This is a genomic window from Oceaniglobus trochenteri (genome assembly GCF_020529025.1).
Taxonomy (GTDB): domain Bacteria; phylum Pseudomonadota; class Alphaproteobacteria; order Rhodobacterales; family Rhodobacteraceae; genus Oceaniglobus; species Oceaniglobus trochenteri.
This window is the reverse complement of record NZ_JACNMM010000002.1, coordinates 688,465-709,745: the sequence shown is the minus strand read 5'-3', so window position 1 is coordinate 709,745 and position 21,281 is coordinate 688,465. Positions and strand designations below refer to the sequence as shown.

General features: G+C 67.6%; 15 protein-coding genes. 10 read left to right on the top strand and 5 right to left on the bottom strand.

Annotated elements, in window-relative coordinates:
- Positions 1-184: 184 nt before the first annotated feature.
- Entirely contained in the window at positions 185-1,171 is a 987-nt protein-coding gene (gene deoC / locus H7828_RS03725) for a deoxyribose-phosphate aldolase (RefSeq protein WP_226779638.1), read from the bottom strand.
- A gap of 162 nt (positions 1,172-1,333) precedes the next feature.
- On the opposite strand from deoC, the gene rpe reads away from it, so the two are divergent.
- Positions 1,334-2,014 (top strand): ribulose-phosphate 3-epimerase, encoded by a 681-nt coding sequence (gene rpe, locus H7828_RS03720; protein WP_226779637.1) that lies wholly within the window; start codon positions 1,334-1,336, stop codon positions 2,012-2,014.
- Between the two features lie 6 nt (positions 2,015-2,020).
- On the opposite strand, the gene H7828_RS03715 is transcribed toward rpe, so the two are convergent.
- Together H7828_RS03715 and H7828_RS03710 are read right to left on the bottom strand one after the other, a co-directional pair.
- Positions 2,021-4,138, bottom strand: coding sequence for a caspase family protein (locus H7828_RS03715; RefSeq protein WP_226779635.1), 2,118 nt, complete (start codon positions 4,136-4,138; stop codon positions 2,021-2,023).
- 11 nt (positions 4,139-4,149) lie between these two features.
- Entirely contained in the window at positions 4,150-4,797 is a 648-nt protein-coding gene (locus H7828_RS03710) for a hypothetical protein (protein ID WP_226779634.1), read from the bottom strand.
- Between the two features lie 161 nt (positions 4,798-4,958).
- Between H7828_RS03710 and H7828_RS03705 the strand changes: the two genes are divergently transcribed.
- From H7828_RS03705 to H7828_RS03675, 7 genes are all read left to right on the top strand, one after another.
- Positions 4,959-6,272, top strand: a complete 1,314-nt coding sequence (locus H7828_RS03705; protein WP_226779633.1) for a S1C family serine protease — start codon at positions 4,959-4,961, stop codon at positions 6,270-6,272.
- A 15-nt stretch (positions 6,273-6,287) separates the two neighbouring features.
- Positions 6,288-6,989, top strand: a complete 702-nt coding sequence (locus tag H7828_RS03700; RefSeq protein ID WP_226779631.1) for a response regulator transcription factor — start codon at positions 6,288-6,290, stop codon at positions 6,987-6,989.
- Positions 6,986-8,368 carry a HAMP domain-containing sensor histidine kinase gene (locus H7828_RS03695; RefSeq protein WP_226779630.1) on the top strand — a complete coding sequence of 461 codons (1,383 nt, stop codon included), beginning with the start codon at positions 6,986-6,988 and terminating at the stop codon, positions 8,366-8,368. Before H7828_RS03700 ends, H7828_RS03695 begins: the two co-directional genes overlap by 4 nt.
- Entirely contained in the window at positions 8,368-9,825 is a 1,458-nt protein-coding gene (locus H7828_RS03690; RefSeq protein WP_226779628.1) for a patatin-like phospholipase family protein, read from the top strand. The genes H7828_RS03695 and H7828_RS03690 overlap by 1 nt, the downstream gene beginning before the upstream one ends.
- A gap of 76 nt (positions 9,826-9,901) precedes the next feature.
- The gene (locus H7828_RS03685) at positions 9,902-11,920 is read left to right on the top strand and encodes a caspase family protein (protein WP_226779627.1); all 2,019 of its coding nucleotides are present in this window, start codon (positions 9,902-9,904) and stop codon (positions 11,918-11,920) included.
- A 30-nt stretch (positions 11,921-11,950) separates the two neighbouring features.
- Positions 11,951-13,021, top strand: coding sequence for a S1 family serine peptidase (locus H7828_RS03680; RefSeq protein WP_226779626.1), 1,071 nt, complete (start codon positions 11,951-11,953; stop codon positions 13,019-13,021).
- A complete protein-coding gene (locus tag H7828_RS03675) occupies positions 13,008-15,695 on the top strand; it encodes a hypothetical protein (protein WP_226779624.1) in 2,688 nt (895 codons plus the stop codon). Before H7828_RS03680 ends, H7828_RS03675 begins: the two co-directional genes overlap by 14 nt.
- Before the next feature lie 109 nt (positions 15,696-15,804).
- Here H7828_RS03675 and H7828_RS03670 read toward each other — a convergent pair whose 3' ends face one another.
- Positions 15,805-17,457, bottom strand: a complete 1,653-nt coding sequence (locus H7828_RS03670) for a CHAT domain-containing protein (RefSeq protein ID WP_226779623.1) — start codon at positions 17,455-17,457, stop codon at positions 15,805-15,807.
- An 80-nt stretch (positions 17,458-17,537) separates the two neighbouring features.
- The gene (locus H7828_RS03665) at positions 17,538-18,458 is read right to left on the bottom strand and encodes a LysR substrate-binding domain-containing protein (protein ID WP_226779622.1); all 921 of its coding nucleotides are present in this window, start codon (positions 18,456-18,458) and stop codon (positions 17,538-17,540) included.
- A gap of 64 nt (positions 18,459-18,522) precedes the next feature.
- Here H7828_RS03665 and H7828_RS03660 point away from each other — a divergent pair, with 64 nt between their 5' ends.
- A complete protein-coding gene (locus tag H7828_RS03660) occupies positions 18,523-20,865 on the top strand; it encodes a putative monovalent cation/H+ antiporter subunit A (protein ID WP_226779621.1) in 2,343 nt (780 codons plus the stop codon).
- Entirely contained in the window at positions 20,862-21,281 is a 420-nt protein-coding gene (locus tag H7828_RS03655) for a Na+/H+ antiporter subunit B (protein WP_226779620.1), read from the top strand. Before H7828_RS03660 ends, H7828_RS03655 begins: the two co-directional genes overlap by 4 nt.

The following is a 21,281-nucleotide window of genomic DNA, read 5'->3' as shown; positions in this document are numbered from 1 at the left end:
GCAAGTGTTGAGCCTGCCATCTCATATCGTACTGCCAAGTATAAAATAGATTACCGGCAGTCCGAAGCTCGGTCTCGTGATTGTGCCATATGTGTTTGGCTACTTGAACTAGGTGTGCCTCTCCACCCAACTCTTCTAGTGCTTCCAGAACCCATTCTTGAAGGTGACTCTTTGTGATCATTTTTTACCCCATTGCATGGCGATACCCCGCCGAATAGCGCCCGGTGACGTGATGCTCCAACTGCCGCTCGATGTCGCCCAGAAGCGACGAGGCGCCGAAGCGGAACAGGTCGGGGCGCAGCCAGCGGTCGCCCAGTTCGTCCTTCATCAGCGCCAGGTAGGTCAGGGCGTCCTTTGCCTTGGAAATGCCCCCGGCGGGCTTGTAACCCACCATGATGCCGGTGCGGGCGTGATAGGCGCGGATGGCGCGGATCATGGTCAGCGACACGGGCAGGGTGGCGTTGACGCTCTCCTTGCCGGTCGAGGTCTTGATGAAATCCGCCCCCGCCATCATGCACACCAGCGAGGCGCGCGCGACGTTGCGCAGGGTGCCAAGTTCGCCGGTCGCCAGGATCGCCTTCACATGGGCCGGGCCACAGGCGGCCCGGAAGGCCTGCATCTCGTCGTACAGCGCCTGCCAGTTGCCGGTCAGGACATGGCGGCGCGAGATCACGATGTCGATTTCCGCCGCGCCCGCCTGCACCGACTCGCCGATTTCGGCAAGGCGCAGGTGGAAGGGCGACAGGCCCGCCGGAAACCCGGTGGACACGGCCGCCACCGGAATGCCGGTCCCCTTCAGGGCGGCGACGGCGGGTTCGATCATGTCGTGATAGACGCAGACAGCACCGGTGGTGATCCGCTCCATCCCAAGGGCGTCAAGGATGTCGCGCCGCACAGGGTTGGCCGCCTTGGCGCAAAGCCGTTGCACCCGCGCGGGCGTGTCATCGCCCGCCAGCGTCGTCAGGTCGATGCACGAGATCGCCCGCAACAGCCAGGCGGCCTGCCAGTTCTTCTTGACCGACCGGCGCCCCGGCAGGGTGGCGGCGCGGCGTTCGATGGCGCTGGTGTTGGCCTGAACGGCGCGCACCCAGTCCATGTCGAGGTCCATTCCCGGGTTCCGGGCAAGGGATACCTGCGGCAGGTGGGTATCGGTCGGCTGGGTGGTGGTCATGGCGTGGCCCTGGCAGATGCGGCTGGTCGAACCCTTGCACGGGTCCGCCGCTTTGGCAACATTGACCAAACGGTCAAACCCCGACGCGCCGCTGCATGGCTGTTCAAGCGCCGCGATCCGCGCTAATCGCGTGCCAACCCCTGCTGACGAAAGGCCGCCACCATGACCCTAGACCGTACCGTGAAGATCGCTCCGTCGATCCTGTCCGCCGATTTCGCCAATTTCGGCGCCGAGATCCGCGCGATCGAGGCCCAGGGCGCCGATTGGGTGCATGTGGATGTGATGGACGGCCATTTCGTGCCCAACCTCACCTTCGGCCCGGCGCTTTGCGCGGCGATCCGCCCGCACATCAAGACGGTGATGGACGTTCACCTGATGATCGCCCCCGTCGATCCCTATATCGAGGCCTATGCCAAGGCGGGCGCCGATTTCATCACCGCCCATATCGAGGCGGGGCCGCATATCCACCGCACGCTTCAAAGCATCCGCGCGGCGGGCTGCAAGGTGGGGGTGGCGATCAACCCCGGCACACCGGCGGGGGCGGTGGCGCCGCTGCTGGACATGATCGACCTGGTCAACGTGATGACGGTGAATCCCGGCTTCGGCGGGCAGAAGTTCATCCAGTCGCAACTGGCCACCATCCGCGATCTGCGGGCGATGATCGGGGATCGTGCAATTCATATCGAGATCGACGGCGGCGTCGATACCACCACCGCGCCATTGTGCGTTGCGGCGGGGGCCGATGTTCTGGTGGCCGGGTCGTCGGTGTTTCGCGGCGGTTCGGTGGACGCCCCCGAGGTTTACGGCACCAATATCGCCGCCCTGCGCCGGGCGGCGGGCTAGGCGCCGTCATTCGGCCGGGATCGTATCGAACTCGAACGACAGGAACATGGGCAGCGGCGCATCCGCTGCCTTTTTCTTGCGCAGGCTGACGGCGGCGCGGGTGGTTTCGCCGAATCCCGCTTCATCCAGAAGGCCCGCAATGCCGCTGCGTTCCACCGGCGCGGCACGGGTGCGTTCCACCGCGCCCTGTTCCAGGAACGACAGATCCTCGACCGGTGACTGGGGTTGCGCGGGCGACAGGACAACCACCATCCGGTCGCGTCCGAAGGCGCTGTCGGTGATGCGCACGAAATCCTCTTGCAGGATCGCGCCGGGCTGCATCCGGTCGTTGCCCATGAAGGTGATGGAATAATCCGCCCCGACATAGAGGATGTTGTAATCCACTGGCCCCTCGGTGGTGTTCTCCAGCCTGAGCCCGATCACGTCGTCGGGGATAAGGCGCGGCACGCTGGCCGCGTTCAGGGCGACGCGGGTGCCTTCGATCACCTCTTCGCGGTCGGGGTCGAACCGGGCCGATTGCAGCGCGGCCTTCACGTTCAGCGTTCCCGCCCCGGCGGTCGCCCCGATCTTCAGCAGGTTCAGCGCCTTGCCCATGGCGCGCAGGTTGTCGGCCATCACGTCGGCCAATTGATACTCGGTCTTGTCGCGGGTCGAAACCGACGGGATGGTCTTCAGGTCATCCTCGGAGACCAGCCCCGTGGCGGGCAGGAACCAGATTGCATCGGGGCGGTCGCTGTCCTCGAACAGCTCCAGCCGCAGGTCGGCCTCGCCCCCCGGCGCGACGAAGCGCAGGCGCGGTCCGGCCATGTTCTCGGTGCGGATAAGCTCGGCCGCGCGCAGCAGGGCGCGGGTGGCTTCACCCCGGGCGCGGGGCAGGGCGACGGTGAGCGAGAAATCCACCACCTCGGATGTCTTGCGCAGCCAGGCGCCGCGCGGCAGGTCGGCTGGCGCGCCGGTGACGGTGCGGAAGGTGCCCGCGTCGGTGACGGTGACGGTGCCTGTCGCCGCTTCGGTCGGATCGGCGGGCGAGGCCATGACCGAGAGTTCCATGCCCGGTTCGATCCCGTGCAGGGTGCCCGCATCCAGCGTCAGGGTGTCGCCTGTGGGCCGGGCAGGCCATTGCGCCAGGCGGTCGCCCGGTTCCCCGGCGAAGACCTGCGCGTCCAGGTCGCCCTCGAACAGGGGGGTCGAACGGGCCAGGTTGCCGGTGGTGTACTTGCGCAGCACCTCTTGCGCCAACTGGCGATAGGTGATGCCGGGGCGTTCGGCCAGGGCCTGGAACAGGGTGAAGGTGAACACCCCCTGCGACCGGCGGTCGGGGTGGCCCTTGGGCATGTTCTTTTCGGGGGTGGTTTCGTTGGTCTGGGCGGCGAAGAAGGCCACCAGGCTACCCTCTTCGGCGCTGCCGGGGAAAACCAGCGGCGGTTCGGGGCGTTCGCGCGGATCGGCGGGCATCGCGCGGCTGCGTTCACTCTCCATCGCCGCCGCTTCGGCGCGGGCCATGGCGGCATCGGGAATGGCCAGCGCCTCGGGCGCCAGTTGCCGCTGGCGCACATCGTCGTCGGTGGCGGTGCCGCGGGTGGCGGTGCCGGAATGGCAGCTGTCGAAGACCACCCAGACATCGGCGCCACGCCCGCGCAACCGGTCAAGCATCTCGCCGATCTCGTCGTCCACAAGGGCGTTTTCCACGGTGCCCACGCTGTCGTTCCAGGGGCCGATGTCGACGGGCAGGAACAGTTCGTCCAGCCCGTCAAGTTCGCTGGAGGGATCGGCGGCGGGCGCCTGGGTGCCGTGGCCCGAGAAATGCAGATAGACGAAATCGCCCGGCTGCACGGTTTCGGTCAGCCGGTCCATCGCCTCGCGGATCGCGGCCAGGGTGGGGGGCGTGCCGCCCTCGACGCCATCGGCCAGCAGGGTGATGTTGCCCGGGTCGAAGGGAATCGTCGGGTTCGTGGTCAGGAACCGGCGCACCAGGTCAACGTCATTGGCCGGCCCCTTCAGCCAGAACCGTTCGTCCAGGTTGGGATAGGTCGAGGCGCCGATCAGCAGCGCATGGTTTTCCCGTGCAAAGGCGGGCAGGGCCAGCAAAAGCGCGGCGGCGGTGGTAGCAAGCAGGCGTTTCATCATGCGGCCCCTCAGTTGGTCATCAGCTTGTAGGCCGAGGCGACGCGCCCCTTGTTCAGCACCTCGACGGAATAGGCCTGGGCCGTGTCGGGCTGCCAGCCGCAATAGGCGATGGCGGAAATGTCGGTGTCCGAACAGACCAGCCGCCCCTGCGCGTCGCGGATGTAGAGGTTGATGTCGGCCCCGCCCGACCCCTCGACATAGACATCGGCATAGACCCCGACGCTGAATTCCAGCGGGCGATAGGTGTCGGTTCCGCCCGCGCGGATGCTGGCATAGCTTTCAACCCGCCCGCTGCGCACGCCCTTGGTGGTTTCGGCGCGGATATCGTCGATCAGCCCGGCCATCTGGGCATCGTCGGGGTTCAGATCGCTGGCGGCGTCCAGCATCGATTCCCAGGTCAGCGGCGCCATGGGGTTTTCACGCGGCGCCGGGCCGTCGCGTTCCGGCGCGCGGTCGATCACCTCGACCCGCGCTTCGGCCTGCTTGCGCAGCTTGCCAGCCGCGATCATCAGCAGGGCATCGTTCTGCGCCTGTCCCAGGTCGAAAAGTTCGGCCGACAGCCGCGTTGCCGCGATGGGGTCAACCTCCTGGGCCAAGGCGGCAGGGGCGGCCGAGAGAGCCGCCAGCGTGACAAGGGGCAGAAGCTTGATGGACATGGACGATCCTCCGTCAGTCTCGGGTTGTGGTGAATATTCGGCAGAAGCCCCCGCATTACAACGATTTCCTTGCCCGCTTTCGGCGCGTGACGGTACTTGTCATGTGAACCCGGCGCACCGGGCCGCTATATCCATGAGGCACCCAACAAGAGGACTGTGCCATGGATATCAAGGTTCTGACGGCCCGCTTCACCCCTGTCGCGCCGCTTTTGCGCGCCGCCTTCCTGATGGCCCTGATCCTGGCCGCGCCCCTTGCGGCCGAGGCCCGCAGCGGGCTGGAGCGCGCGGTGGCGGCGACGCTGATCGTGCTGGGCGATGGCGACAGGCCGCTGGGTTCGGCGGTTCTGCTTGAGGATGGCCTTGTTTTGAGTGTCGTCGATGTTGTCGGCGGGCGGGCCGAGGTGACCCTGCGCGATGGCGAAGGCCGGCAGGGGCGCGCCCGCGTGGTGGCACGCGATGCCGGGCGCGGCCTTGTCCTGCTGCGGATCGAAGGCGCGGGGTTTGGCCTGGCCGGTCTGCCGCTGGGGCCGGTTACGCTGCCCGTGGGGCACGAGGTTTTTGCCGTGGGGGCGCCCCTGGGCATGGATGTGATGCTGACCCGCGGCATCATCGCGGCCGCGGCGCGCCAGCCCGACCCGACGATCCCGGTGCAGGCCGTGCAGCATGACGCCCTGCTGAACGAAGGCGTGGCCGGCGGCCCGCTGGTGGATGGCGAGGGGCGGCTGATCGGGCTGAACCGCAAGTCCCCCGAGGGTGCGCTGGCCGGGGTGGGCTGGGCCATCGCGGCGGGCGACCTGGCGCGCCTGGTGCCGCTGATGGCGGCGGGCAAGCTGCGCGATGTGCCCGACCTGGGCCTGACGCTGCGCCGGGTGACGCCCGCGATTGCCGATGCGCTGGGCATCGCTCCGGTCGGCCTGCTGGTGGACTCCGTCGCGCCACGGTCGCGCGCCGGGCAGGCGGGGCTGATGGCGGGCGATGTCCTGCTGGGCTATGAGGACGAAACGCTTGCGACCGTGGCCATGCTGGCCATGCTGATCGACCGGCGCGAGGGGGACGAGGTGCGCCTGAACCTGCGCCGGGGACAGGCCGACCTGACCGTAACGCTTGACCTTGCGCCGGTGGGCAACCGTCTTGGCGCGCTGGCGGTCAGCAGCGCAGGCGTGGGGCGGATCGCCAGCTATACCTTCGCCAGCCTCGGCGTGGTGCTGGAGGATGCCGGACGCGTCGGGCACGTCAATTACCACTCGCCCGCCTATGTGGCCGGGTTGCTGCCCGGCGATTCCATCATCGCGTTGAACGGCGCGCCGGTGGACCGCGCAACGCTTGAGGCGCTGACCATCACGGGCCCGATTCTGCTGCTGGTCGCGCGGGGGGGGAACACGCTGCACGTTCTCGTCGACCCCTGGGCCGACGTGCCGCGCGCGGCCATGCAAAGCCGCGCGAATCTTCTTGACGCCGGCACCCATCTCTTCTGATCTGTGAGCAACACCATGACCGACACACCCCGTATCCTGATCGTCGAGGACGATGCCGAAACCGCCGATGCCATCGCCGCCGCGGTGCGCGATCTGGGGGGCGATCCCGTGATCATGCGCAATTGGGCCGACGGGGTGCAGGCGGCGTCGCTGGCGCGCTTCGCCGTCATCGTCATGGACCGGATGCTGCCCGGCGGCGACGGCGTGGATGCCATCGCGAAGATGCGCGCCGCCGGCTCCAAGGCGCTGATCCTTGTGGTCAGTGCGCTGGGCCGGGCCGCCAACAAGATCGAGGGGCTGGAAAAGGGCGCCGACGATTACCTGGCCAAACCCTTTGACCCGGATGAGCTGCGCGCCCGGCTGCGCGCCCTTCTGCGGCGCAATTCCATGACCGTGCTCGACAACGACATGCTGGCCTTCGGCGATCTTGAAATCCGGCTGAAGGCGCGCACCCTGCATATCGGCCGGGCGCATGTGGCGCTGTCACCGAAAGAGTTCAAGCTGATCACCTATTTCGCCCGCAATGCGGGCGAGGTGGTGACGCGGATGCAGCTTCTGGAACACGTCTGGAACCTGCATTTCGACCCGCAGACCAATGTCGTCGATGTGCACGTCGGCCGGTTGCGCCGCAAGCTCGAGGCGGCGGCGGGCCGCCCGGTGATCCACACCGAGCGGGGCGAGGGCTATGTCTTTGCGCCGGACGGGGCGCGCGGGTGATCCGGCAGCGCTCGGCCATGCTGCGCCTTACGCTGGCGGTGGCCGGGGGGATCATCCTGCTGTCGCTGGGGGCGATGGCGCTGCAATACCGCAGCACGCAAAAGGCCCTTGCCGCTCAGGACCGCGCGACGCTGGCCGCCGATGTGGCTGCCTTCGCCGCCTTCTATGACCAGCGCCGCATCATCGCCCTGCGCGAGGCGATCGCCTTTCGCGCCGCCACCACGCCCCCCGACCAGGCGCTGTTCCTGCTTCAGGGCAAGGCGGGCGAACCTCTGGCCGGGAACATCGAAACCTGGCCCGGCGATCTTCCGGCGCTGGTGGGGGGGCTGTCGATGGACGGGGCGCGCAGCTTTCAGCACGCGGCACAGCCCTATCTGGGGGTGGCGCGGATGCTGCCGGGCGGCTTTCCCCTGCTGGTCGCGCGGGGGCAGGGCCAAAGCCAGGCGGTGCTGGATGCCCTGGCGCGCAATATCCTGTGGGTCGGGCTGGCCCTGTGCCTGGTGGCGCTGCTGGCCGGGTTGGGGGTGGCGCGGGTGGTCATTGGCCGGATCGACCATCTGAACGCCCTCGCCGACAGGGTGGCGGCGGGCGATCTGGGCGCGCGCCTGCCGGGGCCGCGCAGCGATGACGAATTCGGCCGCCTGGAGCGCCATGTTCATCAGATGCTGGACCGCATCCAGAACCTGAACCGCGCCACCCACCGCCTGTCCGATGCCATCGCCCACGAATTGCGCACCCCCCTGAACCGCATCCTGCAAAAGCTGGATCGCGCCCCGGTCGACAGCGAAGACCGCACCGCCCTGCGGGACGAGGTGCGCGCCGAGATGCGCGGCGCGATCCGCATCTTCGATTCGCTGCTGGATATCTCGGGCGCCGAGGCCGCCTCGGGGCAGGCGCCGGGGCTGGTGCCGGTCGATCTGTCGCAACTGGTTGAAGAGGTGGGCGAACTGTACGAACCCCTGGCCGAGGATGGCGGGCTGACCTACCGCATCGAGGTGGCGCCCGATCTCTGGGTGCTGGGCGACCGAAACCTGATCGCGCAATGCCTGTCGAACCTTCTGGACAACGCGATCAAGTTCTGCGGCCCGGGCGATGCCATCACGACGACCCTGGCACAGGAAGGCGAAAGGCACCTTATGGAGGTGCGTGACACCGGTCCGGGCCTGCCCGATGACATCGACGGGCTGGCCTTCGAACGCTTTACCCGCGGCGAGCGTGATCGCGCGGTTGCGGGCCACGGCCTGGGGCTGGCGCTGGTGCAGGCCATCGCGACCCGCCATGGCGCCCGCCTGACCCGGCCCAAGGTGCAAAAGGGTTTTGCCATTTCAATCGCCTGGCCTAAGATGGCCAGACCGCCGGACCTGATTGACGATCCCTGATGCCCCGAACATCCCTGCTGCGCCTTGCCCGTTTCGCCACCCTGGCGGCCCTGCTGGGCTGTGCGGCGATCAACACGCCCGAAAACCTGCCCCGCGCCACGCCGAACCCCGCACTTGTTGACCGTGACCTGCCGATGACGGGGGATGACGGTATCTGGGTGGGGCTGGCCTTTTCCGGCGGGGGGATGCGCGCCTCGGCCTTTGCCCATGGCATGCTTGAGGGACTGCGCGCCGCCACCGCCACCCCCGAAGACAAGGACGGCATCCTGTCGGACGTGCGGCTGGTGACGGGCGTGTCGGGCGGATCGGTGACGGCGGCGCATTTCGGCTATTTCGGGCCCGAGGGCGTTGAGGGGTTTCGCGAAAGATACCTGATCCGCGACGCCGAGAAATACATGGCGAATTCGCCCCTGAACCCCATCACACTGGTGCGCGGGCTGTCGGGCGGGGCCAACAGCGCCGGTACTTTCGGGCGGTTCCTGGACGAGGCGCTGTTTCACGGCGCCACCTTCGGCGATCTGCGCCGGCGCAGCCGCATCCGCACCTGGATCAACGCCAGCGATGTCGCCAACAACACCGCCTTCCTGTTCTCTGCCGAAACCTTCGACGCCCTCTGTTCCGATCTGGAAACCTTCCCCATCTCGCAGGCGATCAGCGCTTCCGCGGCCTTTCCGCTGGTGTTTTCGCCCATCGTGCTGAAGGCCCACGCGACGGCCTGCGATTACACCGAACCCGACTGGCTGACCGCCGCGCGCTTCAACCCCGAGGCCAGCAGCGCGATGAAGGCCCATGCCGCCGCACTCGAAAGCTATTCCGACCCCGAGAAGATCAAGTTCGTGAAACTGCTGGATGGTGGGATCACCGACAATTTCGGCACCACCGGCCTGTCGGTGGAACGCGCCCGGGCACAAGAGGCCCATTCGCCCCTGACCCCGCAGGAGGCAGTGAAGATTCGCCGGATCCTGTTTCTGGTTGCCAACGCCGGGGTCAGCCGCGATTTCGGCTGGACGCGCAAGCTGCCCGGGCCGGGGGGGATCGAACTGGCCATGTCCATCGCCGATTCCGCCATGGCCTCGGCCAGTCGCACCGGATATGACGCCATGCGCCTTGAACTCTCGGATTGGGAAGAGGAACTGGTCGAATACCGCTGTTCCCTGTCGCGGGCCGAGGTGGCGCGCCTGCGCGGCGGGCTGACCGGGTGGGATTGCCGCGACGTGAAGCTTTTCGTCGGGCAGGTGTCATTCGACGATCTGCCCAAGGCCATGCGCGATCAGCTGAACGAGATTCCGACGCGCCTGAGCCTGAAGACAGACGAGGTTGACCTGGCGATCCGTGCCGGTCAGATCGGCACACGGGCCAACCCCGAACTGAACGGTTTCCTGCGCAGCACGGGGCTTGGCGAAACCGCGCTGGCCGCCAGCGGACCCGCCCGCCGCATCACGCCGGTGCGTAACTGAGCGTGGGGAATGACAAGTTCCGTCACCAAGCGGCGGATTTCTTGCAACGGGCCGCGCAAAGGGTAATGTTCTCGGCATGAAACCGCTTATCCCCCTTGCCCTTGCGGGCACTGTCCTTCTGGCTGCGTTGCCCGCCCGTGCCGAGGTGCGCGCGCTTCTGGTCGGGGTCGGCGATTATCTTTACCTTGACGCCGATCTGCGCGGCCCGATCAACGATGTCGGGCTGATGGCGCGCACCCTGCTGAACCGCGGCGCCGACGAGATCCGCGTGCTGTCGGGGCCCGGTGCCTCTCTGCCCGAGGGAATCGCGCCGCCCGAGGTGGCGACGCGCGACGCCATCCTTGCCGGGCTGAGCGACCTGGGCCGCAGGGCGCAATCGGGCGACACGGTGATCTTCTATTTCTCGGGCCATGGCGCCCAGGCCCCCGACATGAACGGGGACGAGGCGGGGGGGTATGACGAAATCCTGCTGCCCGCCGACGCCAAAAACTGGAACGGCGTCATCGGTGCGGTGGAAAACGCGCTGGTCGATGATGAATTCCAACCGCTGTTCCAGGCGATCCTCGACAAGGGGGCGACGCTGATCGCCATTGTCGATGCCTGCCATTCGGCCACCGGGTTTCGCGCCATCAGCAGTGCCGCCGGTGCCGAGCGTTTCGTCAGCGCCGCGACGCTGGGCCTGCCCGAGGGCGATGTCGCAGCCGTTTCGGCGGGCGAGGCGTCGGGCACCATCGCCCCGCCGCTGGAGGGTGATTTCGCATTTCTCTATTCCTCGCAGTCCGACCAGCGGTCGTTCGAATATCCGCTGGGCGACAAGGCGGACCTGTCGAACTGGTACGGCGATTTCACCCGTTCGCTGACCACGGTTCTGTCGGAAACCGACGATCTGACCTGGGAACAGGCGCTGCGCGGGGCCGTCGACGTGATGCAGAAGGACAGTGCCAGCGTCGTCCAGACCCCCGATGGCGAGGGCAGCGCGCTGGGTGCGCCGGTCTTCGGCGCGGCGGCCCCCGGGGGACGGCGTGTGCCCTTCTCGGGCGGAATGCTCGAGGCGGGTCTGTTGTCGGGCTATGGTGACGGCGCGGTGTTCGACCTTTACGAAAGCGCCACGGCGCAAACCCCCGTGGCGCGCGCGGTGCTGCGCCGGGTGGGCGCGTCGAAGGCGACACTTGAACTGCAATCGGGGACAATCCCCGCGCAGGGCTATGGCGTGCAGTTGCGCCCAGCGGCCCCCGCGCCCTTCCGCATTTCCCCGCCGGTGGTCATGGACACGGCCGATTATGCGCCGGTTCTTGACGCGCTGGGTGCGCTGGCGGCGGCCGGACTGCCCGAAGGGGTCGAGTGGAACTCGGATGCGCCGGATGCGGTGCTGATCCTTTCGGGGGGCGGCCTGGCGCTCAGCGGGCCGGACGGTGTTCTTGATCCGGCGGGCAAGGGCAGCACGCCGCGCATGGGCGACGATCCGGCCGGGTTCTTCGAACGCGCGGCCCGGGTGCATCGCCTGCGCAGTGCGCTGATGCTGGCCGAATCCCAGGCGCCAGCGGGGTTTTCCCTGCCCGGTGCCGGGCTGACCCAGAAGATCGAACGTGTGACGGGCAACCCCGGCGTCAACGGCTGCAACGAACCCATCGCGGGGGTCGGCCCCTTCGATCCGCGCGAAACCGTGGGCGAATGCGACCGGCTGTGGCTGTCGCTGAGCAATTCGTCGCGCACGGCCCAGGACGTGACCGTGATCTATGTCGACCGCGCCTTCAACATGTCGGTGCTCTGGCCCGACCCGGGCCTGTCGAACCGGATCGGATTTGGCGAAACCCAGGAGATCGGGCTGGAAATCCACAGCCCCGATGGCCTGCCCGGCCAGGAAGAGATCATCGTGATCGCCGTTCCGGCCAAGCCCGGCAGCGCGCGCACCGTCCTGACGGCCCTGGCCGATCCGACCGCCACGCGCGGCGGTGCCGATGCCCCGGCGCTTCAGCAATTTCTCGAAACGGCGATGGAGCCTGCAACCTCCAGCCGCAACTTCGGCTTTACCGGCGCGGTGGCGCCATTGAAAATTACGCGAACCCGGCTGCACCTGGTACCGGACGCGCAATAACCTGACCTCAGACCAGGCGGAGAACGTACCATGTTGACACCGATACAGCGCATCTTCACGGGCCTTCTGGCCGTCGGCCTGATGGCCGGTCCCGCAAGCGCCCAGAACGATTCGACCCCGGGTATCACCGATACCGGCGCAAGATCGCCCTTTGCCTTCGCGGAATCCAACGCCAAGGCCAAGGCGCGCGAAGCCGCCGAAAAGGCCGCCGAATCCAGCGGCGGCCGGGTGATCGGCGGCGAAGTGGCCGCCAAGGGGGCCTGGCCCTGGCAGGTCGGCCTTCTGGTGGCCGGACAGCAGGTTTCGCCCGACGCGCAGTTCTGCGGCGGCACCATCATCCTTGACGAATGGGTGCTGACCGCCGCCCACTGCGTGCACATGGTGGGCGAGGACGGCAATGCCTTCGACGTTGCGCCCGACCGGTTTGCCATTCTGGTGGGCACCAATGCCCTGCGCCCTGGCGAGGGCGACCTGGTGCCGGTTTCCGCCGTCTACAAGCACCCGCAATACGTGGCGACCGATTTCGACAACGACATCGCCCTGATCAAGCTGGCCCGCAAGCCCAACGCCACCTACCAGACGATCCAGGTGCCCAATTCCGAACTGGGCGAAATCCTGGACAAGCCGGGCGTGCCCACCATCGTCACGGGCTGGGGCCTGATCAACGGGATGCAGCACCCCGAGGAAATGCGCCAGGGCCAGATCCAGATGCTGCCCCGGGATCAGTGCAACGGCGCCATGATGGAGGCGCGGGCAAACTCGGCCTCGCGCGGGTTCAGCGAAGCGGTGGACATCTTCGGCCTGAAGGATGCGGATGCCCAGGAAGCCTGGCGCGCCCTGGTCGACCGTGCGCCGCTGCCCCTGACCGAGAACATGCTGTGCTCGGGCACCTACGAGGGCGGACGCACCTCGTGTTCGGGCGACAGCGGCGGCCCGCTTGTCGTGCCGCTGGACGATGGCAGCTATGTGCAGGCCGGCGTCGTCAGCTGGGGCCTGTCCGGTGAATCGGGCCAGGGCTGCAACGAATACGCGCTGTTCTCGGCCTATACCAAGGTGGCGAACTACCTGCCCTGGCTGGAACAGACGATTGCCGCGAACTGACGCGACCCGCGGCGGGGTGGCCCGGTGCCGCCCCGTCCTGGCCCTGATCCTTTCGGCGGGATTGGGGCAGATGCCCGGCGCCGCGCTGGCGCAGGGCCAAAGCTGGGGTGCTGCCCCCGCGCAACAGCCGCCCCGCGTCACCGACAGCCAGATCATCGCCATGATAGACGAGGGCATGACCGCCCTGAACGCCGGCGATCTTCCCCTTGCCTATGACCGTTTCACCACCGCGAACGACATCACGTTCAAAAGCGACGATTTCGGCCTGACCGCCAAGCACCTGCCGAACCTCGCCCTGGCCCGCTATGCCATGAAGACCGAGGATTGGGGCGAACTGGGCCGTTTCTCGGCCTCGGTGGCGACCGCGCTGGATGTCGAGGGCTATCGCGACCACCCCTACCGGATCGAGGCGATGGCCTTTCAGGGTGTCGTGGCCTATCTCGACGACCGCCTGAACGAGGCCGAGCTGATCCTGCGCGCCGCCCTTGCGGCCACCGAGGGGCGCCCCGAACTGGCCATCGTCAACGATCTTGCCCATTACTACCTGGCCAATACCGCCTTTCAGGTGCAGGCGCCCGATGCCACCGCGCTGCGCCAATCCTATCTCGAAGCGCCCGCCGTGCCCGGAAGCTGGGTAAAGGCCGGTGAAGTGGCGCTTCTGTTCTATGTCGATGTCTTCGTGGCGCGCGGGCAGGGCGATTCCCCCGCCGCGCTGATGATGCTTTACGAGGAATTTCTCGATCTTGTCGACGGTCACGCGGATATCGACCCGCAGATGATGTCGTTCTATCGCGGCTTCCTGGGCCTGCTCCAGTTCGAGGCGGGCGAGAACGAGAAGGCGCTGGAAACCTTCAGGGTGCGCCATGAGTTCCTCATGGAAAACGGCCCGATCGACGACGATTTCCTGTTCAACGTCCAGCGCCTGGCCATGACACGCCGCAACCTGGGCGATATCGCCGGCGCCTATGACTTCCTGGCGCAGATGATGGAATTTGCCCGCACATACCTGCCCGGCTCGGGGATCTATGCGATCTTCGAAAAGGACATGGGGGATTTCCAGGTCGCTCTGGGCCATCCGGGGCTTGCCCAGCCCCACTATCGCCGGGCCTATGCCATCCTGCGCCAGACCCGCCCCACCAGCGACCCCGAGGTTCTGGCCGTCCGCCCGCTGATCGACCTGGATGATCCGGGGATCGACGGCTATGCCCATGCCGATGAACTGCGCGCGGTGGCCGATCTGGCGCTTGAGCTGGCCGGCGACGGCGTGCCGCTCCTGACGCAGTTCTTCCAGGGGCGTTACCTGAACCTTGATGCGCAACTGGGGCTGTTGAACGCGCAGGGGCAGGGGGGCGATCCGTTGTTCCTGACCAACCGTGCCCTGTTCTTCGGGCTGATGGGATACCGTGACCGGGCGCTGCGCGATCTGGAGGCGGCGGGCGCCGCCCTGGGCCACGGCACGGCCATGCTCGACCTGGTCGAACTGGTCGCGCGGGCCTGGGGGGCCGAGGCCGACCCGGGCGCGGCACAGGGTGCCGTCGACCGTCTTCTCGCCCGCCTCGACGATCTCGACCCGGCCCGGCGCAGCGCCGCCCTGGCCCTCATCGCCTATCGCGACTACCGGCTTGAGGATACGCCGGCCGTGCTGGCGGGCATCGATCGCTGGCAGGCCCAGGCCCCGGCGGGTGAAACCGGCGTCTGGCACCTGTTCGCCAGCGCCATCATCGTGGAACTGGCCGCCTCGCAGCTTGACCCATCCCGCGCCGCGCCCCTTGCCGATGCTTTTGAGGCGGCCATGGCGGGGGCGCCCGATCTGTCTCTCCTGCGCGATTACGGGCGCATGGTGGCCATCGCCAATGCCCCCGACACCCTGGGCAGTGCTGATGTCGAGGTCGAACTGGGCGGTCTCCTGCGGCGGATGCAGGCCCGCCTGCCGCGCCATCACGGGCTGATCGCGCTGACCGAATTCGCCCTCGGCAATGCCTTCCAGTGGCGCGGCGAACTTGACCGGGCGCTCGTTTGGCTCGACCGGGCCACCACCACCCTGCGCAGCCATCCGTTTCACGATACCGATACGCTGGCCTTCGTGCTGTCGGAACAATCGCGGCTTCTGATCGAACTGGGGCGCACCGACCAGGCGGCGCTGATCGCCCGCGAAGCCTATGAGATGGTCGATCCGCAGACCGGGCGGCCCAACCCCGTTTCCACCATCGTCAGCAATTTTGCCTATGCGATCCTGTCGCGCACCGAGGATCACCGGAGGGTGGCCGAAATCTATGCCCGCCACCTTGACGATCCGGTCTATGCCGACCGGATTCCGCCGCTGGCCAAGGTGCGCCAGCTGATCGCCTATGCCAATGAGCTGATGGATTTCGCCCCCTGGGACAAGGTGCGCGCCGTGCTCGAAAGGGCCGAGGCCAGCATGCCCGACAACGGTTTTGACATTCGCGGCTGGCAGGCCTCGCTGGATTGGAGCCGGGCCATCGCGGAATACCGCTTCGATCAGGCCGACTATGGCTTTGCGCGGATGCGGGCCTCGAACGCCACCCTGGCGCAGGTGCAGGAAGATCTGCGCGCCGCCGGCATCACCGAGGTGTCTCGCGGCCCCGAGTTGCGCAATCGCGCGGCATGGACGGCGCTGATCGGATGGGATTACGCCCAGACCCTGCCGCAATGACAGGCCAGGTCCCCGTTCCGGAAAACCACGCCCGCCCCTCTTTCTTGCCGAAAATACTCAAATCCCGAGGCCGCCCCGAAGCCCTGCCGTCGCCGTCGGGGCGCAAGGTTCAGTCCGCGCCGCCCTCGCCCACCAGGACGAAGGGCGCCCAGATGCGGGGATGGGCAAAGCGCGCCTCCGAGCCGTCTTGCATCAGGTCCAGCATCGCCCGTTGCAGCGCCTCGGCCCTCGGGCGGGGGTCGGTGCCATACATCCGGTCCAGCATGCCGGTGGTCAGTACCGAGGCGGCGTAATCGTCCACCGGCCAGTGCGACACCAGGATCGCCCGCGCCCCGGCATAGAGAAAGGCGCGCGCCAGGCCCGAAAGCCCCTCGGCCCCCGGGGTGCCGTCGCTGCCCGCCGTGTCGCAGGCCGACAGGATGACCAGTTCTGCCGAAAGCTTCAGCTGCGCTGCCTCGCTTGCCGTCAGCAGGGCATCGTCATCCTCGCTGGGGGCGGCGGGGGGCGTGAAGACCAGTGCCGGTTCACCCAGCCCGGGCAGGCCATCGGCCAGCAATCCGTGGGTGGCAAAGGCGATCACGCGCGCGGTGCTGAAATCGGTGGCCTTCACCCGGGCCTCCGTCGCGCGTTCGCCCAGGAATAGGGCTGCATCATCGGCGCCCATGGTGGCGGCCAGGCGGCGCAGTTCGCGTGCCGTGTTGGGCAGGGGGGCCAGGTCGGCGACGCGGCTCACGTCCTCATAGACGCCGCGGGTGATGACGGTGGGCGCGGCGGTGTCGGCCTCGGCCAGGGTCAGCCGATAGCCCAGAACCGGATCGCCGAACCCGATGAAGGGGGCGCGCGCCCCGCCATCGCCACGCCCCCGCGCAAACCGCAGCACCCGCAGGGCCGAGACATTGGGCAGCGTGGTCAGGGCGTGATGGCGGATCAGCCAGTCGGTGGCGCGCAGGGCGACGGGGTCGTCATCGTCGCCCGAGGGTTCGCGGCGCACCAGCAGCGACAGGGGCAGGCTGGTCAGCGGGCCGTCCAGCACCGCCATGACATGGCTTGCGCGTCCGAAGATGGGTTCAAGCGGGGCGAAGAGGTCGGCATAGATGGCATGGGCGGTCTGCCGGTCAAAGGGCTGTCCCTTCGGTCTGGCCTTGCCGGGGTTCAGGGCGATGCCGGCCCGCTCACCCCCCTGCGCCGAAAGCTGGCGGCGCAGGGCCTTCACCCGGTCGGCGCGGTCGGTCAGGTAGGTTGCGGCGCGGTGCCATCCGGCGTCGGTGGCGGTGATGGCCCAGACATAGGTGAAATCGCTGTCCGAAAGGGTGAACAGCAGCGCCTCGTCCGAATCCAGCGTCGCCTGCACCTCGGCGATCGACAGCGGCGCGGGGCGGGTCAGTTCGCGGAACTCGGGGAAGGTGGCGCCGATGCGGGTGTCGAGATCGCGCAGCCGGTTGCGCAGGGCGGTGATCTGCCGGGTCAGCTCGGCCTGGCGCGCCTCGCCCAGGGCGCCGCTGGTCGCGGCGGCGGCGGTCAGCGCATCGGTCAGGGCGGCCAGGGTTTCGCCGCCGTCCTGCTGTTCGCGCAGCAATGCGGCCAGTTCCGCGCTGCCCGAGGCGATGCGCGTGGCCGACTGCGCCAGGGCCTGGCTGGCCGAGGTGATGGCCGCCCGCTGCGCGGTGACAAAGACATGATCCATGATCTCGGCGCGGGTTGGGGCCGGGTGGGCCAGCCCCGGGGCGCAGGCGATCAGGACGAACAGGCAGATGCGCAACATGGCGGCCCCCGGTTTGCGGATGGTGCAAGTATTCCATCGCCGCCGCCCCCTGTGAAGGCCGTATGGCATGACAAATCGGGTCACCCGATCAGGGTCACCTCGGGGGCGGCATCGCCCAGGATGTCGCGGATCAGCCCGGCCAGCATCCGGTATTCGGGTTCGCGCACCGTGCCGCGCCGCCAGACCATGCCGATCGTGCGCTCGGGCGGGCGGCCCCTGATCCTGCGGGCCACGACGCCTTCGCGCGCCTTGACCTCGGATTTGACGTAAAGCGCGGGCAGCAGCGACAGGCCCATGCCCATGGCCACCATCTGGCGCAGGGTGTCCAGGCTGGTGCCCTCGAAATCATGGGACAGATGCGCGCCAACCTCGGTGCAGATGTCGCGCACCTGTTCGAACAGGCGGTGGCCGGGTTCCAGCGTCAGAACCGTTTCCCCGCGCAGGTCGGCGCGGTTCACCCTGTCCTGGCGCGCCAGCGGATGGTCGGGCGGACAGACCAGCAAAAGCGGCTCGCGAAACAGCCTCTCGCTGTCCAGGTCGTCGAAGGGGATGGGCAGGGGAAAGAACAGCAGGTCAAGCGCGCCGTTCTGCACCTGACGCAACAGCGTGTCGGTCAGCCCCTCGCGCACGTAAAGCTTGAGCGCAGGATGGCTGAGCCGCAAGGGCGGAACGATCAGCGGCAGAAGATAGCTGCCCAGCGTCTGCACCACGCCCACCTTGATCGTCTCGCTCAGCGGCGTGGCGCCCTGGCGCGCGAGGGCCTCGATCTCGTCCATTTCGCGCAGCACGGCGCGGGCGCGCTCGGCCACCTGCCGGCCCACGCCGGTCAGCATGATCTGCCCGCGGGTCCGGTCGACCAGCGGCGTTCCCAGCTTCTGTTCAAGATCCCTGACCTGGGCGCTCAGCGTCGGCTGGCGGACATGGCACAGCTCGGCCGCGCGGCGGAAATGCCGGGTATCGGCCAGGGCGACCAGGTAGCGAAGCTGTTGCAGGGTGGGCATGATGGCGAAGTCGTCGCAGGTTCGGGGGGTGGCGATAGATAAAAACTATCGACATTGCGGTGCGTTGTCGATTGACCTTGAGGGGGACGGGGCCAGATACCTGTTCCAGAACCCGGAGGATACGAAGATCGCAACGCCCGACCCCGACCGCCCCGCCACCAACGGCCCCGCCGGATGGTTGCCCGTGCTTCTGGCGCTGGCGCTGTGCGGCTGGTTCGCCACCTTCATCGGCCCGGTGTCGCGGGGCGAGGTGCTGCGCGTCAGTTTCGACTGGGCGCCCAGCCTGGGAATATCGCTGTCGTTCCTCGTGGATGGCCTGTCGCTTACCTTCCTGCTGCTGATCAGCGGCATCGGCGCGCTGGTCCTTCTCTATTCCGACAGCTACCTGCGCGGGCATCACCAGTACGGGCGTTTCGCGCTGTACCTGACGTCGTTCATGCTGGCCATGCTGGGCCTTGTGAGCGCCGACAATCTGATCGCGCTTTTCGTGTTCTGGGAACTGACCACCATTACCAGCTATCTTCTGATCGGCTTTGATGCCGACAAGGAAAAGACCGGGGCCAAGGCGCGACGCTCGGCCCTTCAGGCCCTGCTGGTGACGGGGGCGGGGGCGCTGGCGCTTCTGGCCGGGCTGATCCTGATGGGCGAGGTCGCGGGCAGCTACGAGATTTCGCAGATCAACGCGCAGGGCGACGTGGTGCGCAACTCGGTCCTTTACCTGCCCATCGTGGTGCTGGTTCTGGCGGGCGCCTTCACCAAGTCGGCGCAGGTGCCGTTTCATTTCTGGCTGCCCAATGCCATGGCGGCGCCGACGCCGGTGTCGGCCTTCCTGCATTCGGCCACCATGGTGAAGGCGGGTGTGTACCTGATGGCGCGGCTGCACCCCAGCCTGAGCGGCACCGATTTCTGGCTTTGGACACTGACGGTCGCGGGGGCGGTGACGGCTGTCTTCGCCTCGCTCCAGGCGCTGCGCCAGAGTGACCTGAAACAGGTGCTGGCCTATACCACGCTGATGGCACTGGGCACGCTGACGCTGTTCCTTGCCAATACCTCGGGCTATGCGATCACGGCTTTCGTCACCTTCCTCGTGGTGCATTCGCTGTACAAGGCGGCGCTGTTCCTTGTGGTGGGCTGTATCGACACCGCGACGGGAACGCGCGACGCGGCCCTTCTGGGCGGGCTGGCGCGCAGCATGCCGGTGACCATGCTGGCAGCGGCGGTGGCGGCCATGTCGATGGCGGGCTTCCCGCCCTTCCTGGGCTTCATCGGGAAAGAACTGAAATATGCCGGTGCGCTTGCCGTGGCCTCTGAGCCTGTCCTGGTGGCGGGCGCCGTCCTGCTGGCCAATGCGCTGATGCTGGCGGCGGCCGGTGTCGTGTCGTTCAAACCCTTCTGGCGGCCGGCCGGCGGTGCCTTGCCCCGCACACCGAAAGAGGCGCCCTGGCCCATGCTGGCCGGCCCGGTAATCCTGGCCTCGCTGGGGGCGCTGTTCGGCATCAACCCCGACCTGCTGCAATCCAGCGTTGTCGCCCCCACGGTTGCCGCCCTTCTGGGCACGCCCGCCGAGGCGAAGGAGCTTGCGCTTTGGGCGGGGGTGAACCTGCCGCTGGTGCTGTCGCTGGCCACTTTCGCGCTGGGGCTGCTGCTTTACGCCTTTCACACCCGGCTGCGCGCGCTGCTGCAACGGGTTCTGGGTGCCTTGCCCGATTTCGACGCCCGCTGGGATGATGTGCTGAACGGGCTGAAGGTGCTGGCCGGTTGGCAGACGCGGCTTTTGCAGACGGGGCGGTTGCGCATGTACATGGCGGTGATCCTGTTCACCTTCGCCGCCGTCATTGCCGCCACCCTTGCCCTGAAAGGGGCGGTGGTGATCGCCCCCGATTTCAGCGGCCTTGCGCCCAAGCATCTGACGGTGATCGGGCTGATCGTCATCGGATCGGCCATCGTCACCCTGACCGACAGCCGCATGGCCTCGATCGCGGCGCTGGGGACCGTGGGGATCGGTGTGGCGATGGTCTTCATCCTCTATTCGGCGCCGGATGTGGCAATCACCCAGCTTCTGGTCGAAACCCTGGTGGTGGTTCTTGTCGCGGTGGCCATGCTGCGGATGCCCCACCTGGGCGCGCCGGGCGAACGTGACATCCGCCCGCGCGATGCGCTGCTGGCGCTTTTCGTGGGTGGGGGTGTCACCCTGACCCTGCTGGCCGTGCTGGCAACGCCCATGGATCTGCGCCTGACCGAGTTCTTCGAGGAAACCAGCGGCCCGCTGGCCCATGGGCGCAACATCGTCAACGTGATCCTGGTGGATTTCCGCGCCATCGACACCTTCGGCGAAATCGCCGTGGTCGTGATTGCCGCGCTGTCGGGCTATGCGCTGCTGCGTACGGGAAAGGAGGCGGGCCGATGAATTCGATCATCCTGCGTGTCGCCACCCGATATCTGGCGGCGATCCTGCTGATCTTCTCGCTTTACATGCTGTTGCGCGGGCACAATGAACCGGGGGGCGGCTTTATCGGCGGGCTGATCGGGGCGACGGGCTTTGTGTTGCACGCCATCGCCTGCGGCACGAAAGAGGCGCGGGCGGCCCTGCGCCTGCAACCCCAGACCATCGCCCTGTCGGGGCTGGGTCTGGCCCTGCTGGCCGGGATGGTGCCCGCGCTGATGGGCGATGCCTTCCTGACGGGTCAGTGGCTGTTTCTGGGCGCCGCCGAGGGGGAAAAGGGCCTGCCGATCTCGACCGTGCTGTTCTTTGATATCGGGGTCTACCTCGTGGTGCTGGGTGCGATCCTGACATTGGTTTTCGCCATGGAAGAGGAGATCTGA

Bases quoted from the DNA above. Each gene is read 5' to 3' on its own strand.
- deoC (WP_226779638.1), bottom strand. From the start codon at position 1,171: ATGACCACCACCCAGCCGACCGATACCCACCTGCCGCAGGTATCCCTT.
- rpe (WP_226779637.1), top strand. From the start codon at position 1,334: ATGACCCTAGACCGTACCGTGAAGATCGCTCCGTCGATCCTGTCCGCC.
- H7828_RS03715 (WP_226779635.1), bottom strand. From the start codon at position 4,138: ATGAAACGCCTGCTTGCTACCACCGCCGCCGCGCTTTTGCTGGCCCTG.
- H7828_RS03710 (WP_226779634.1), bottom strand. From the start codon at position 4,797: ATGTCCATCAAGCTTCTGCCCCTTGTCACGCTGGCGGCTCTCTCGGCC.
- H7828_RS03705 (WP_226779633.1), top strand. From the start codon at position 4,959: ATGGATATCAAGGTTCTGACGGCCCGCTTCACCCCTGTCGCGCCGCTT.
- H7828_RS03700 (WP_226779631.1), top strand. From the start codon at position 6,288: ATGACCGACACACCCCGTATCCTGATCGTCGAGGACGATGCCGAAACC.
- H7828_RS03690 (WP_226779628.1), top strand. From the start codon at position 8,368: ATGCCCCGAACATCCCTGCTGCGCCTTGCCCGTTTCGCCACCCTGGCG.
- H7828_RS03685 (WP_226779627.1), top strand. From the start codon at position 9,902: ATGAAACCGCTTATCCCCCTTGCCCTTGCGGGCACTGTCCTTCTGGCT.
- H7828_RS03680 (WP_226779626.1), top strand. From the start codon at position 11,951: ATGTTGACACCGATACAGCGCATCTTCACGGGCCTTCTGGCCGTCGGC.
- H7828_RS03670 (WP_226779623.1), bottom strand. From the start codon at position 17,457: ATGTTGCGCATCTGCCTGTTCGTCCTGATCGCCTGCGCCCCGGGGCTG.
- H7828_RS03665 (WP_226779622.1), bottom strand. From the start codon at position 18,458: ATGCCCACCCTGCAACAGCTTCGCTACCTGGTCGCCCTGGCCGATACC.
- H7828_RS03655 (WP_226779620.1), top strand. From the start codon at position 20,862: ATGAATTCGATCATCCTGCGTGTCGCCACCCGATATCTGGCGGCGATC.